Origin of the sequence: [Mycobacterium] stephanolepidis (assembly GCF_002356335.1) — a bacterium.
Taxonomy (GTDB): Bacteria; Actinomycetota; Actinomycetes; order Mycobacteriales; family Mycobacteriaceae; genus Mycobacterium; species Mycobacterium stephanolepidis.
In genome coordinates this window covers 2,620,927-2,634,769 of sequence record NZ_AP018165.1, presented here as the reverse complement: position 1 = coordinate 2,634,769, position 13,843 = coordinate 2,620,927, and the positions used below count along the sequence as shown (strand labels likewise).

The following is a 13,843-nucleotide window of genomic DNA, read 5'->3' as shown; positions in this document are numbered from 1 at the left end:
GTGAATCGGCAGGGTTTTGCGGTGTGACTGTTGTGTCTGGTCGGCCCCTGCGGGACATGTTGAAAACCGTGTCGTTACAGGTCATACATGGCTAGATTCGACGCGCTGGAACGCGGGTGGGTCGATCTCGGAACGCGCCCTAACGAGCGTGCAGCGCTACGCAACCCTTACGAGCACTGCTGACCATCGATCTGAGTCTCACGAGCCGGATGGGTCTGCGGCACCGGCGCAGCCCGCTGAGGTCAAGCTGATCGGAAACAGGGACGTCGAGGTGATGCTGACCGGATCGATCGCCGCTAAGTATTCGTCGGCAACCGAGGATCAGAAGAAAGCTCTCGGCAAGGCACTGGCGGGTGACCGCGACGCCGGCACACGGGAGAGTGGCGCGGTGTTCCAGGAGTTCCAGAGGGGTGCAATCATCGCCAAGAACAACCAGGCGGCACACCTGCATACATCGTCGTGGGCAAGATCCGGGACGCCTGGAATAACCAGCGCGGCCCGGACGGCACGCCGTCGGTTACCGGCGATAACGGCTCGGCAGGTCCTCTGGGCCTGCGCACCAGCGACGAGAACGCAGTCGGCGATCTGCTGGCGTCAATCTTCGAGCCTGGCAAGATCGCGTATAACGCGAAGACCGACCAGGTCGACGTGACGGTGAATGGCAAGGTCGTACCCTCCGGGCTATAGTCCGCCAACTTTCGGGACTAAATCGCGATCAGGTATTGTGACTGCGAGTTGGTCGACCGTGGGCCTTTGGGGGTTCTGGCGCCTATTGGTCCGACCAGCGGACGATTCCGGTATCGAGCGCATAGTGCGCGCCGACAATCCGCAGCTGGTTGTTGCTGGAATTCATTGCCAACGGCGGGTCGGTGCGCAAAGCGGCGACGGTCGCACGGATCTGAGCGCGGATGGTCGCCTCGATGAGGTCGTCCAGGGATTTCCATGGTGTTTGCTTGGCTTCCAGATATGCCGGTTTGAGCGCCTCGACTACCTCGGCCAAGTGAGCAGGCGCAGGTTTGTGCTGTTCGAGGGATTTCACCGCTGCCGTGGCCGCGCCGCAGCGCTGGTGGCCCAGGACCACCATCAGCGGCGTGTGGTCCATGATGGCGCCGTATTCGATGCTGCCCTCGATGAGAGCGTCGTAATCCTGTGCGCCGGTGCGTATCACGAACAGATCTCCCAGGCCCTGGTCGAACACGATCTCCGGAGGAACCCGAGAATCGATGCAACTGAACACAATTGCCATCGGGTCTTGCCTGTCGGTCAGCTCGGCTCGCCGCTGCGGCGACTGACGTGGATGCATCATCTGTCCGTCGGCGAAGCGGGCATTGCCCGCCTTCAACTCTTCAAGCGGGTCACTATGTCCGGGTACGGACGAGGCGACAGTCGGCGTTGAGCCGTGCTGCCCACATGCTGCGACGGACACGACCGCTGCGAGCCCTCCCACGAGAAGTCCTCGCCGGTTCAACAGCCCTCCCATTGGTTCTCCTAGCCTGTTTCGCAAACGCAATCTCGTGACCATCTCACAAGTGGGTGAGCTGCGACCAGACCGATCATTTCGCGAAGATGAGGATTGCTGGCAGCAGTTGAGGCCCAGAACTGCGCAGAGTGCGATGACTACGTCGGGCACCGATAGGTGATCCCGGTGCTGGGGATGTGGGAGGCGATGGCCAGCACCGGTGCACCGGACCGATGGGCGTCGCAGAGGCTATTGATTGATAAGGTGCAAATTGCCGGGGCTTCAGGACCCGGCGCACACCGCAAGGCGGTTGTGCAATTCGGCATCGGCGACGGCGAACGCCGCGGCCTCTTCATGGCGGACGCCGGGGAGATCAGGACGTCGATGAGTTGATCGGCGATGGCGCGTGCCATCGTGGCTCCTTACTCGAGGGCGGCTAGTGCAGCAGACCGGCCTTGCGGGCATCGAACAGCAGTTGATCGCGGTGGTTGGGATGGGCGATGGCTATCAACCGGCGGGCTCGTTCGCTCAGTGACGCACCGCGCAGCGTCGCGATCCCGTATTCGGTGACAACGTTGTCGATGGTGTTCTTCAGCGTGGTCACCACGCTGCCGCTGTGCAGATGCAGGCGTATCCGTCCCAGACCGGAACTGGTTGTCGAGTGCAACACCAGAAATGCTTGCCCCCCTGACGAATACATGGCTCCACGAGCGAAGTCGGCCTGCCCTCCGGACGAGGACCAGTACCGGCCGGCGATGGTCTCGCTCGCGGCTTGGCCCATCAGATCGACCTCGGTGGTGGCGTTGATGGAGATGAAGTTGGGCTCTTGGGCAACGACCCGCGGATCGTTGGTCCATTCGACGGGCAACATTTCGACCGCGGCGTTGTGGTGGAGCCAGCCCATCAGCTCGGCTGAACCCACCGAGAACGTCGCGACGTGCTTGTTGCGGTGATGGCGCTTTCGGCTTCCGGTCACCGCACCGCACTCGACGAGATTCATCAGACCATCCGAAAAGCACTCGGTGTGTACGCCGAGGTCGGTGTGGTCAACCAGCTCGGACAGCAGAGCATCGGGAATCGCGCCGACACCAACCTGCAGACAACCACCGTTTGGTATCCGTTCGGCGATGAACTGCGCGATCGCCCTGTCGCGAGGGTCGGGGTGACGTCGGTTGACCGTGGGCAGCGGTGCATCGGTCTTGGTCCAACCAGCGACCTTGCTGATGTGAATGTGGTTCTGGCCGTATGTGAAAGGCTGAGCGTCGGTGACCTCGAGGAAGAACGGCACCTCGTCGATGAACGATGCCACGTAGTCGGCATTGGTGCCCAGGCTGAAGTAGCCGTGTTCGTCAGGGCCGTTGGCGGCCGCGACGACCAGATCGGGCTTGACGGTTTGCCGCAGCAGCAGCGGTACTTCGGAGAAGTGGTTGGGTACCAGTTCTACGTGTCCATCCCAGTAAGCCTCTCGAGTCCCTGGCCCCAGGTAATAGCTGACGTGCCGCAGATGATCGCCGAATTCCCCACGGATGTAGCGCCGTTCGATGAACGCATCCATCTGGTGGATGCACACACCGTCGAGATGGCTCGCATGATCCTCCAACACGTCGATCAGCGTTGGCGGTTCACCGAACCCGATCGGGACCAGGATGTTGGCTTGCGGGCGAACGAATTTCAGGACGTCGTCGGCCGCCACCGGTGCCGGTGTGTTCATGGTTGAGCCCTGTCAGTAGGAGCGAGGCAAGCCCAGGACGTGCTGTCCGAGGAAGGCCAGAATCATGTTGTTGTTGACGGGTGCGACCTGGTAGACCCGGGTCTCGCGGAACTTGCGCTCCACGTTGTACTTGTCAACGAAGCCGTAGCCGCCGTGGGTGTCCAAGCAGATTTGCGCGGCCTGCCAACTCGCCTCGGAAGCGACGAATTTCGCTGTGTTGGCTTCCGCGCCGCACTTCTGTCCGGCATCGAACAGTTCAGCGGCCCGGTTACGCATCATGTCAGCGGCAAGGACTTGGGTGTAGGCGCGGGCAAGCGGGAACTGCACGCCCTGATTGGCGCCGATCGGCCGGCCGAACACCTCACGTTCCCGCGCGTAATTGATAGCGGTGTCAAGAAACCAGTAACCATCGCCGATCGCTTCGGAAGCCAGCAGGATTCGTTCGGCGTTCCAACCGTCGATGACGTAGCGAAATCCCTGCCCCTCTTCTCCGATCAAGGCGGAGGCAGGAATACGCATGTGCTCGTACCAGACCTGATTGGTGGCGTAGTTGAACATGGTGCGCACCGGCTCGACAACAAAAGTGTCCGGGGCGTTGGCGCGGACCTCGCGCAGATCAACCAGGAAAAGACTCATGCCCTGGGCGCGCTTCTCCGGGTCCGCCGGCCGCTCTTCGGTGCGGGCCAGCAGCATCAGCAAATCCGACTGCAGGACACGGCTGGTCCAGTTCTTGTGGCCGGTGACCACATAGCCGTCGCCGTCTTTGGCTGCGAACGTGGTGATGTCCGGCGTGTTGGACCCCGCCTCGGGTTCAGTGATCGAAAACGCTTGCAGGCGTAGTTTTCCTTTGGCGATCTCGGGCAGATAACGTTGCTTCTGCTCATCGCTGCCGTGGCGCAGCAGTGCGCCCATCGTGTACATCTGCGCATGACATGCCGCTGAGTGGCCGCCCGAGCGGTTGACTTCCTCCAGGATGATCCCGCCCTCGGTGATACCCAGGCCCAGCCCGCCGTACTCGATCGGTATGAGGGCAGCCAGGTAGCCGGCCCTGGTGAGGGTTTCTACGAATTCCTCGGGATATTCGCGGTTCAGGTCGCGCGCTCGCCAGTAGTCCTCGCCGAATTGGTCGCACAATTTCCGCACGGCGCGGCGCAACTTTGCGTGTTCGGGGCTATCGGCGGAATTCGCCAACTCGATGGTCATCACTGTCCTCCTAGTATCCGATTAGTTGAGTGCGCCACGAATCTCGGCGGTGTCAAGGATGCGGTGCGCTTGGTCAATGCGCGGTTTGTCGATCATCTGGCCGTCGAGTTCGACTGCCGACCCGTGCGCTTTCCGGGCTGCCTCGACGATGTCCCGGGCTCGAGCGACTGCCTCGAGTGAGGGCGTGAACACCGCGTTGACGGTGGCGATCTGGCGCGGATGGATGCACTGCTTGCCGGCGAATCCCAGCCTGCGGGCCCGTTCGGCGTCGTGGCGTACGACGTCCGGGTCGGTCAGGGTCACGGTCACCCCGTCGATGGGGGCCCCGATATCTGTCTGTCGGCAGGCGATCACCAGTACCGACCGTGCGTACAGCAGGGCCTGCTCATCCTCCTCGACTCCGTCGATACCCAAATCGAGGGCGAAATCGATGCTCCCAAAGGCGAGAGTTGACACATTGGAACTCGCTGCAATCGCTGAGGCGTTCGACACCCCAGCAGCGCTTTCGATCAACGGCACCAAAGGGATATGGCCGCCAAGGCTGTGTGATACTTCGGCGATCTGGTCCGGGTGCGCAGACTTGGGGACGATGACTGCCCTCAGCCCCGGCGCGTCGGTGACCGCGGCGATGTCATCGGCATGCCATGGAGTGTCGATGCCGTTCACCCGCACTGCGGCTCGGTTGTCGCGGAGCCACTCGGCCACTGCATCGCGCGCTGAATTCTTGTCAGCCTGAGCCACCGCGTCCTCGAGGTCACAGATGACCACGTCCGCTCCGCTGCCGGCTGCCTTCGGGAATCGGTCACCACGATCGCCGGGGACGTAGAGCCACGACCGGTGAGCGGTACCTGACGTCATCACCGCACCTCACTGCCCTGATCGGGCACGCTGGCAGCCGCCCGGGATCGGTCATCCCAAACAGGTTGAGCAGCTGCGAATTTCGGTCCATGTCCGCGGCGATACACCAGGAAACTACGTTCGAATGTGATGACGATCTTGCCCTCCGCGGTGTATCCCACCGTCCGCACCTCCACGATGCCGACGCTGGGGCGCGACTTGGACGGCCGGGCGGACAGCACCTCCGACTGTGAGTACACGGTCTCGCCCTCGAACAGCGGATTGGGCATGCGCACCCGGTCCCAGCCGAGGTTGGCCATCACATGCTGAGACAGATCAACGACGCTTTGCCCGGTGACCAACGCGAGCGTGAACGTGGAATCAACCAGTGGTTTACCGAACTCGGTCTGCGCGGCGTAATGAGTATCGAAATGCAGCGGCGCGGTGTTCTGCGTCAGCAGTGTCAGCCAAATGTTGTCGGTCTGGATGACCGTGCGGCCCAAGGGATGCTGATACACGTCCCCAACTACGAAGTCTTCGAAGTACCGTCCCTGCCAGCCCAAGACAGGTTCGGCGGAACTGCGCTGATCTACGTCGGCCATCATGTGCTCCCTGAGGTGGTTGGCGAGTTGTTTTGAGTTAAGCAAAAGAATCGCCATGCGTAAAATGATAATATTTTCTCGAGTTGATGCCATTTGTGCATCAATACCTTCGGTTCGTCCAGCGCCCGCCCGTGCACCCTGCGCCTAAGCCGCAGTTCGGTGCGGACGCGCAGCCCTACTGGTATCGGGGACGGCGTTGTTGGCTGAGGCGTGCAGATCAGCGTCCAATGCTCATTACTTTTGCGCCGTAGTGGTGGAATATCCATGCATTTGGCGCATGATTCAGTGATGAATGTCGATGAACTGCAGTGGTTTGTTGTCCTCGCCGAAACCCAGCACATGACCGACGCCGCCGAGCGAGTCAACATTGCGCAGCCCACACTGTCGCGAGCGCTCAAACGGTTAGAACGCCAGGTGGGTGCTCCACTATTCGACAGGGTCAATCACCGACTCCGACTCAATAATTGCGGCGGCATCATGCTCGAGCATTCGCGCCGCGGCTTGGCGGAGATCCACGCGGCTGCGGAACGGATCGCCGCCCTGCGTGACCCCGACAGCGGGACGGTCCGCCTCGCTTTCCTGCACTCGATGGCCAGTTCTTTTGTCCCCGATGCACTGCGCCGGTTTCGCGTTGATGCCGCGCAGGTTCGGTTCGAGCTGCAGCAAGCGGCCGGGCACGAGATCATCGAACTGCTCGGCAACGGCCAAGTGGACCTCGCCATCACCGGCCCGCGTCCCAATGGACACGACTTCGGCTGGCATGAACTTCTGACCGAGCGATTGTGCTTAGTGGTGCCCCAGGATCACCGCTTGGCTAGACGGCGCCGGGTCGACCTGGCCGAGACCGGCGATGAATCCTTCATCGCCCTCGGTGAGCATTTCGCGTTACGCCAGATCACCGATGCTCTGTGGGCCGCAGAGGACATCAGGCCCGCGGTCGTATTCGAGGCTTCCGAGATTGCCACCGTCGAAGGGCTGGTCGCCGCCGGTCTGGGCATCGCCGTTGTTCCCGTCCCACCGCCGCATCGCTGTGAGCCGATGGCGGTGTACGTCGCCTTGTCCAACCCTCAAGCGAAGCGCCCCATCGGGTTGGCCTGGCCACAGCGGCGGGCCATGTCAGCGCCCGCTGAGCGCTTCGCGGCCTTTCTCAAGTCGACCCGCTAGACATCCGCCACGTATCCCCGCCAGAACCGCGCGGTGTCCCCGCTGGTTGATAGACGATGGGTGTGGTTGAGCAGATTTGGTAAAACGTCATCGCAAGCGACGCAGGTGGCCGGGGACCCGCCATCGTCGACATCCGCCGCCCCATCGCCGCGGGTTGAATGCCGCGGACCGACGGTGGCATCACGGACGACGGGCGCGCAGAACCCTTCGGTGACCAGCCTTTTGCGCAACTGCGGCACCAGGTCGTCGGTTTGCGGACCCCATACCTTGTGGGGGGCTCGCCACGACGGTCGTCGGGTCCTCGATGAATTCCCTGAGCTGATGGGTCGACTGGATCCTTTCCACCACATCCGTCGCCGGCCCGCGCGATTCCTCCCAAAGGGCTGTACGGAAGGAAGGACAATCCGAGTTCGGTGGTGTACCGAAGTTCATCCTGGCTGGTGCGGAACGCGGGGGAGTACTGATTCTGCACGGCCACAAGGCGATCGCCGAGGATCGAATGCGCGAGCCGGATCTGGTCCACATTCACATTCGAGATGCCGGCCAGGTGAACCACGCCCGAGTCGACCAGGTCGCGCAGTGCTTCAATTCCTTCGGCGAAGGGGACTCGGGGGTCCGGCCGGTGGTACAAGCCGCGCACCGCTGAGACCGCCGATTTCAGGTTGTCGTAGCGGATTCCGGCCGAACGGCACCCCACCAAGAACCTCGAAAGCGTGCACGTGGGCCTCCAGGAACGCCTCCTGGCCAGCTGAGAAGAACCCCCGGTGCAGTGCGCGGCCCGAGAACGACAGGCGCAGGCGCAGCGAGAACAACGCGCACGTGACCGGTTGACCGCGCAGCTCGATCACCACGTCACCGAAGTCGACCTCTGCCTCGTCACCGGGGCGGTGCGACTGCGGCACAAACACCTCGACTGGGGCACGACCGGATTCGTCCAGAATCTCCCCGCGACGCACCGACACATAAGCCCGCACCCGCGAATACGACACATCGGCTTGATGCTCATCACGTAGCCGGTCGAAGATCCGCTTGGCTGTGTGGCGTTGCTTGCGCCGGGCCGTCAGATCCGCGCGCAGCTAGCCGTCGATGGCCTCGCGGTAGTCGTCGATCTTGCTGCCTCGGTCGGGGTAGTGCTTGCGCTCGCTCGGCCAGGCCGAACCCAGAGCTTGTGCACCGTCGTCCACGAGACCCGGTACTCACGCTGAATCGCCCGCGCCAACTTGCCAACGCGGGCGCCCCGGCGGATCGCTGCATACAGCTCCGCCTTCGAGCCCGAACGCCGCACACCGACATCCAACTCGGACCACGTGGACAGCCGGTGACTCCCGAATTCACAGTCACGGACTTCACCGTGACAACACCGACTCCGAAATCTGTGATCAAACGACTCTCGAATCAGCAGTCAAAGTCACCGGAGATATCTTTGCTTCGCAGAGTTCGTCGAAGTGCGCGGCGATCTCCCCGGTCGTTAACGCTTGGCATACCATGACAACACGATCTCATCGACTCGCTCCTCCTCGGAGAGAAACCGGGCCGAGATCGGAGCGTCGGCCCATAAACGCCGGGGTACCTGATCTTGATAGCCCCCGCCGTTCGGGGGGGACTGTCTGAAAAACGGTGGATCTGACTTGGTTCAACACGCCGGGCGTTGCTTGGCGGGAAGGACTGATGATGACCGAAACCATGGATGACATGGCGAATCAGATTGATACCGCGGCGGTGGCCGCGCAGTTGCTGGCCCAAGCCGGCGAGCAGGGTGTGGAGCTGGTCGGCCCGGACGGGTTGCTCAATGCGCTCACCAAACAGGTGTTGGAGTCCGCGCTGCAAGCGGAGATGGATGAACACCTGGGCTATGAAAAACACCAGGTGGCGGGCCGTAATGGCGGGAACTCCCGCAACGGGGTCCGCGAGAAAACGGTGCTGACCGAGATCGGGCCGGTGCAAATCGAGGTGCCCCGCGATACCGACGCCCGCTTTGATCCGAAGATCGTCCGGAAACGCCAGCGCCGGCTGACCGGGATCGATCAGATCATCTTGTCCCTGACCGCCAAAGGGCTGACCACCGGCGAAGTCGCCGCTCATTTCGGTGAGGTCTATGGTGCTGACGTCTCGAAGGACACGATCTCGAAGATCACCGATAAGGTGGTCGGAGAAATGGCCGAATGGGCAGGGCGGCCACTAGATTCGGTGTATCCGGTGATGTTCATCGACGCTATCCACGTCAAGATCCGCGACGGCCAGGTCGCCAACCGGCCGGTCTATGTCGCCATCGGCGTCACCACCGCAGGTGAACGGGACATCCTGGGCTTGTGGGCCGGGGACGGCGGTGAAGGCGCCAAATACTGGCTTGCTGTCTTGACCGAGATCAAGAACCGTGGCACCGCCGATGTGTGCATCGTGGTCTGTGACGGACTCAAAGGCTTACCCGAGTCGATCAACACTGTCTGGCCCGCTGCTGTGATCCAGACCTGCGTTATCCATTTGATCCGCAATACCTTTCGCTACGCATCCCGCAAATACTGGGACGAGATGGCCCGCGATCTGCGGCCGGTCTACACCGCAGCGACCGAGGCCGCGGCCAAAGAACGCTTCGTCGAGTTCAGCGGCAAATGGGGCCAACGCTATCCGGCGATCATGCGACTCTGGGAGAACGCCTGGAGCGAGTTCGTGCCGTTCCTGGACTACGACACCGAGATCCGGCGAGTCATCTGCTCCACGAACGCTATCGAATCGGTCAACGCCCGCTACCGCCGGGCAATCCGCGCCCGCGGTCATTTCCCCACCGAGCAAGCAGCTCTCAAGTGCCTGTATCTGGTCACCCGATCACTAGACCCCACCGGCAAAGGTAGGGCACGATGGGCCATGCGGCGGAAACCAGCTTTGAACGCATTCGCTATCGCGTTCGAAGGCCGGATTACCCCGGCAGCGAATAACTAACCATGCCAAGCAGATCCACCGTTAATCTGACAGATCCTTCGGTGACAACAGACCGAGGTCAGGCGGTGGTGTCTGGTTGCCGGGCCCGGGCCTGAGGCCATCATCCTCACGCTGGCGGGCGGTGCTTGAGATCTCGTAGATCACCGTGCGCCACTTCGATTTTGCGGCGCAGTGCTTCGTTTTCACGGCGGAGCTTCTTGTTTCGGTCGGTCAACGCGGCGATGCGAGTGAGCAGGGATCGCTCGCTGGCTCGCTGGCGGGCGGGGATCGGTTCAGGACCGGGATTACGTGCCTGCAAATCGCGAACAGTCGTCATCAAGTCGGGGTGCGAGTGCAGGAATGTTCGCGAGACATTTGCGCGACGAGCGACTTTCGAGATACTGACGGGTTCACCGCTGCGGTACAGCTCTCGGATCGCGGCATGTACACGCTCGACCGATTCCTCGCTGCGCTTCTTGGCTGCCGCGATCAGGTGACGGGAGTTGTCAGCTCGCATCGCCGTGTGCCCTCTGTCCGCCACGGGCTGTCCCGCCGATCACGATCTGATCGCTGTGACACCCTTCGCAGGCGCTGATAATGCGATCGAGGTTCCCCAGCAGCTGTGTGTTCTTCTCGACGACCCGGTGATGGCCTTCGGCTTCGGCCTTGGTGATCAGCTGCAGAGTCGCCGAACGCTGGGCCTGATGCTGCGGCAAAAAATCCGGTGTGGTGAGAAACAACGGGCAAGTCAAACACGGGTTAGCATGCTCACAGGGACTGTGCGCCGGCATTCCGCAGTAACCGTTTGGCAGCGTGGTCTTCGCCTTGTCCAGTCCAGCCCGGGTCCACTCTGCCCCGGCGAGCGGATGATCTTCGTCGAGTTCGACTTCCTGACCTTCGGAGTTGATCTTGCGGGCTTTGAGCCATGCCTCACGCAGTTTGTCATCGCACAGCCTGGCGTAGTGGGCGGTCATCTCCGGGCTCTCGTGATCGAGCAGCTTTTGCACAATATGTTGGGGCACATCACGATTAATCAGCCGGGTGGCGAAAGTGTGCCGCAGTTGATGTGCAGTCACGTAGACGGGCATCTGACGCTCGTCGACGAGCTGAATGCTATCTAGCCAGCTCCGGATTTGGTGGCCAAAGGTTCCCGGAGCGTACGGCCGTGAACCATCTGGATTAGCCAGATGGGCCGGGATCAGTCGCGTGCAGCCCTGGGGGAAGCGCTGCAGTACCCGGCCTTGTTGCGCCGTGATCACCCCGAGCGTGTGGTCATCGAGTGGCACGAACGTGGTACGGCGCATCTTATGGTTCAGGAACCGCAGGTACGGGTTGTCGTCGCCATCGCGTACCACGCAGCTGAAGTCGAGTTGGCGGGCATCGCCACCGCGTAGGCCGCAATTCAGCATGATCTCGACGATCGCCCGCACGTTGGGATCCCTGATTTGGCCGAGTTTTTCGTCGCTTTCCAGCTGCCGCATCACGTATTCAGGGATCGCCCGCGCCGCGGCGTCGCGAAGTCGCTCGACGTTGTCCTCGGGATACAGCTGGGTGGTGACAGGCAGATCGGGAGCCCACGCCTTGCGGTGAACGTCCCGCAGGAACACCGACACGTTGGTGATGTAGCCGCGGCGGGTCTCGGAGTTCTCGATCGCCAACTTGCGTTCGGCAAGCCACCCTTCGAGATGGTCTCTCGTGAGCTCTGCTGGTGTCGTTGGCGGCGACGCATGGCCTTGTAGATAGACGCTCAGGCTCACGATCGCAGCCAGGCTGACGTGGGTGGTGTGCTTGGATCGGCCGACTGTCAGACGGTTACGGAGCCATTTCTTGGCCAGCTCACGTAGCCACAGTTGGGAAATGCGGTCAAACTTTAGGCTCTCGGTCTTGGCGTCAAAGCCCAGACGGTTCAGCCGCCACACATCGCGGGGATACTCCACATCCCACCCGATGCCGTTAACGAGCATGTCCAACTGGTCCGAGACAGTGCGTACGAATCGGTTCACTTCGGCAAAATCGCCACGAGCGGTGAGGAATTCGTTCTGCCACTGCTCAGGCGTTCGTTCTGTCAGGCTATTTGCCCCTGTCGCGGTAAGGAACTTCGTCAAGGGTTGCAGGTCGGCGAGTTTCGTTCGGATCCGCCCGGCGTCGGCCCGGCATTGCAGTCCATATTGAATTTCCAGACGCATCTGCGGGCGCAAACCATCCAGCCGCAGAACTGGCCGGCCGAATAATCCTGCGTGTACGACGAACTCGTCCACTGATTCGTTGTGGCCGCCGATCCGGGCACGTTCGCGCCACCGGTTGAAGTGGCCCCGACATAGCTCTTGTCGCCCCTGAGCGGCCAGATCACAGTCTTCAACGGCGCATCTTTTCCGAACCTCAGGTAGCCAGGTGACTGTCGCGGCCCATTGATCGACCGGAGACGGTCGGCCCGATTGCACCCAGCGATGTCGATGCTGGCTGCATAATCCTTGTCCGTAGACACCGAATTCACACCCTTGGACTGCGCAGCGGCGAAGCAGCCGACGAACCCGGCCCTGTGTGAGCACCCAGGTGTCTATGTCTTGTCGGCCTTGCTGAATCCACCGGGCATGGTGCGCGTGACACAACAAGCACTGGTAATCGGACTCGCGATCGCAGCTCTCGATGCGGCACATGCCGACGCAAAGCAGCCGATGATGCGAGCCGGTGATGACGTCGTGGCGCCATTCTGGGCGCACTGCGGTAAACAATGCCGCCAGCAGTCGCGGGTCACCGCCATCCCCACGAACGGCCAGTCTTCTTTTGGTCACTGTTCCTCTTCCTGAGCGAGCCAGCCAGCGTCAATCAGCGCCTTGCGGGTGTCTGCGGCCGTGAGATGGCCGTAAATGTTCAGCGTGGTCTGCACGCTGGAGTGACCCAATAACAGTTGCACCACATGCCAATCAGTGTTCCGAGTCAACAGGTCGTGGGCGAACGTGTGACGCAATTGATGAGGAGTGAACGACGACAACCCGGTAGCCTCACGCAGACGCAGAACCAGTTGCCGCACACAACCGTAGGTCATCGGGCTGCCACGTTGTCCACGAACAAGATTCACGAACAGATAGTCTGAATCGATCGCACCGTATTCGAGGTCCATGTAGTCTGCGTAAAGGGCGAAAAGCTCGGTATTCACCGGAACAGTACGAGGTTTCCATCTTTTCACCCGGGCACCGTTCTCGTTGAGCCGCGGCTCGATCTGAACCTCGCCTTTGGCGATGTTGAGGTCTTCATGTCGCATCCCCAACGCCTCGCCAATGCGCGCACCGGTCTCAAACAGCAGATTCAACAGAAATCTGTCACGCACCAGCCTGCAAGCGCCGACCAGTCGGCCCATGTCTTCGCGCCCAACGATCTGCGGGAACGGGTCAATCGCCGCGCCCAGCTGAATCTCCTTACGCAGCCGACCGGACTGCAGATGCGCCAGGAAAGGCTTATATGTCCTACGGCCGCCCGGGTGCCAGCGGCTCAAGCACATTCGGACCGTCTCATCGCGGCGAGCATGAAACACGTAGAACGTGTCCACAGATGCCAGTTTCCGACGCAACGTATGCACGGTGACCGCCGGTTTCACCATCGGCAGGACAGACACTGGAGCCGTGCGGGTTTCAAGCGGCAGACGCAGCCACGACACCCAATGGGCGATGTCCTCGATATCCAGAGTGCGCCAATCACGCTGTTGCAACCGCGTCCACTCGAACAGATCCGCGACATCACGCGCGTACGCCCGAATCGTGTTCGGAGACCGGCCAATGTTCGTCAGATAGACCAGAAACCGATCAATCTCGTCAACCGGACGTAGATCCGCTCCCAGGACCGCATAAGACAACTGGCCGTCAGCCGAGCTTCGGACCGCCTGAACATCCATCAGCTTGACTCCCGGAGTTCGTCGCTGACAGCGAGGCTATTAGTGCAATCCACAAATCAATT

The 13,843-nt window shown here is 61.6% G+C and carries 12 protein-coding genes and 2 pseudogenes; 3 read left to right on the top strand and 11 right to left on the bottom strand.

Annotation, left to right across the window (positions count from 1 at the left end):
• Positions 1-214 precede the first annotated feature (214 nt).
• Positions 215-687: pseudogene (locus MSTE_RS13040) on the top strand (LGFP repeat-containing protein); the annotation flags it as partial.
• Positions 688-769: 82 nt separating this feature from the next.
• Here the strand turns inward: MSTE_RS13040 and MSTE_RS13035 are convergent.
• The 6 genes and pseudogenes from MSTE_RS13035 to MSTE_RS13010 form a co-directional block, all read right to left on the bottom strand.
• Positions 770-1,468, bottom strand: coding sequence for a carbonic anhydrase (locus tag MSTE_RS13035; RefSeq protein WP_096505827.1), 699 nt, complete (start codon positions 1,466-1,468; stop codon positions 770-772).
• A gap of 170 nt (positions 1,469-1,638) precedes the next feature.
• Positions 1,639-1,822 (bottom strand): annotated as a pseudogene (locus tag MSTE_RS13030) (thiamine pyrophosphate-binding protein); the annotation flags it as partial.
• Between the two features lie 73 nt (positions 1,823-1,895).
• Positions 1,896-3,170 carry an acetyl-CoA hydrolase/transferase family protein gene (locus MSTE_RS13025; RefSeq protein WP_096501773.1) on the bottom strand — a complete coding sequence of 425 codons (1,275 nt, stop codon included), beginning with the start codon at positions 3,168-3,170 and terminating at the stop codon, positions 1,896-1,898.
• 12 nt (positions 3,171-3,182) lie between these two features.
• Complete coding sequence (locus MSTE_RS13020; RefSeq protein WP_096501771.1) at positions 3,183-4,373, bottom strand: acyl-CoA dehydrogenase family protein; 1,191 nt, start codon at positions 4,371-4,373, stop codon at positions 3,183-3,185.
• A gap of 21 nt (positions 4,374-4,394) precedes the next feature.
• On the bottom strand, positions 4,395-5,231 hold the full coding sequence (locus MSTE_RS13015; protein ID WP_096501769.1) for an HpcH/HpaI aldolase/citrate lyase family protein: 837 nt from the start codon (positions 5,229-5,231) through the stop codon (positions 4,395-4,397).
• Positions 5,231-5,812: a MaoC family dehydratase gene (locus tag MSTE_RS13010; RefSeq protein ID WP_096505825.1), complete on the bottom strand. Its 582-nt coding sequence runs from the start codon at positions 5,810-5,812 to the stop codon at positions 5,231-5,233. Before MSTE_RS13010 ends, MSTE_RS13015 begins: the two co-directional genes overlap by 1 nt.
• Before the next feature lie 288 nt (positions 5,813-6,100).
• On the opposite strand from MSTE_RS13010, the gene MSTE_RS13005 reads away from it, so the two are divergent.
• Complete coding sequence (locus tag MSTE_RS13005; protein ID WP_096501767.1) at positions 6,101-6,976, top strand: LysR family transcriptional regulator; 876 nt, start codon at positions 6,101-6,103, stop codon at positions 6,974-6,976.
• On the opposite strand, the gene MSTE_RS25875 is transcribed toward MSTE_RS13005, so the two are convergent.
• Positions 6,960-7,616: an aldo/keto reductase gene (locus MSTE_RS25875; protein WP_162291419.1), complete on the bottom strand. Its 657-nt coding sequence runs from the start codon at positions 7,614-7,616 to the stop codon at positions 6,960-6,962. The two genes, MSTE_RS13005 and MSTE_RS25875, sit on opposite strands and share 17 nt — an antisense overlap.
• The gene (locus tag MSTE_RS25350; protein WP_162291418.1) at positions 7,561-7,965 is read right to left on the bottom strand and encodes a hypothetical protein; all 405 of its coding nucleotides are present in this window, start codon (positions 7,963-7,965) and stop codon (positions 7,561-7,563) included. Before MSTE_RS25350 ends, MSTE_RS25875 begins: the two co-directional genes overlap by 56 nt.
• A gap of 703 nt (positions 7,966-8,668) precedes the next feature.
• Between MSTE_RS25350 and MSTE_RS12990 the strand changes: the two genes are divergently transcribed.
• Positions 8,669-9,913 (top strand): IS256 family transposase, encoded by a 1,245-nt coding sequence (locus tag MSTE_RS12990; RefSeq protein WP_408645785.1) that lies wholly within the window; start codon positions 8,669-8,671, stop codon positions 9,911-9,913.
• A 106-nt stretch (positions 9,914-10,019) separates the two neighbouring features.
• On the opposite strand, the gene MSTE_RS12985 is transcribed toward MSTE_RS12990, so the two are convergent.
• The 3 genes from MSTE_RS12985 to MSTE_RS12975 form a co-directional block, all read right to left on the bottom strand.
• On the bottom strand, positions 10,020-10,409 hold the full coding sequence (locus MSTE_RS12985; protein ID WP_096501761.1) for a DUF6262 family protein: 390 nt from the start codon (positions 10,407-10,409) through the stop codon (positions 10,020-10,022).
• Positions 10,399-12,150, bottom strand: a complete 1,752-nt coding sequence (locus MSTE_RS12980) for a tyrosine-type recombinase/integrase (RefSeq protein ID WP_157997686.1) — start codon at positions 12,148-12,150, stop codon at positions 10,399-10,401. Before MSTE_RS12980 ends, MSTE_RS12985 begins: the two co-directional genes overlap by 11 nt.
• Positions 12,151-12,680: 530 nt before the next feature.
• The gene (locus MSTE_RS12975) at positions 12,681-13,781 is read right to left on the bottom strand and encodes a tyrosine-type recombinase/integrase (RefSeq protein ID WP_096501757.1); all 1,101 of its coding nucleotides are present in this window, start codon (positions 13,779-13,781) and stop codon (positions 12,681-12,683) included.
• Positions 13,782-13,843 lie beyond the last annotated feature (62 nt).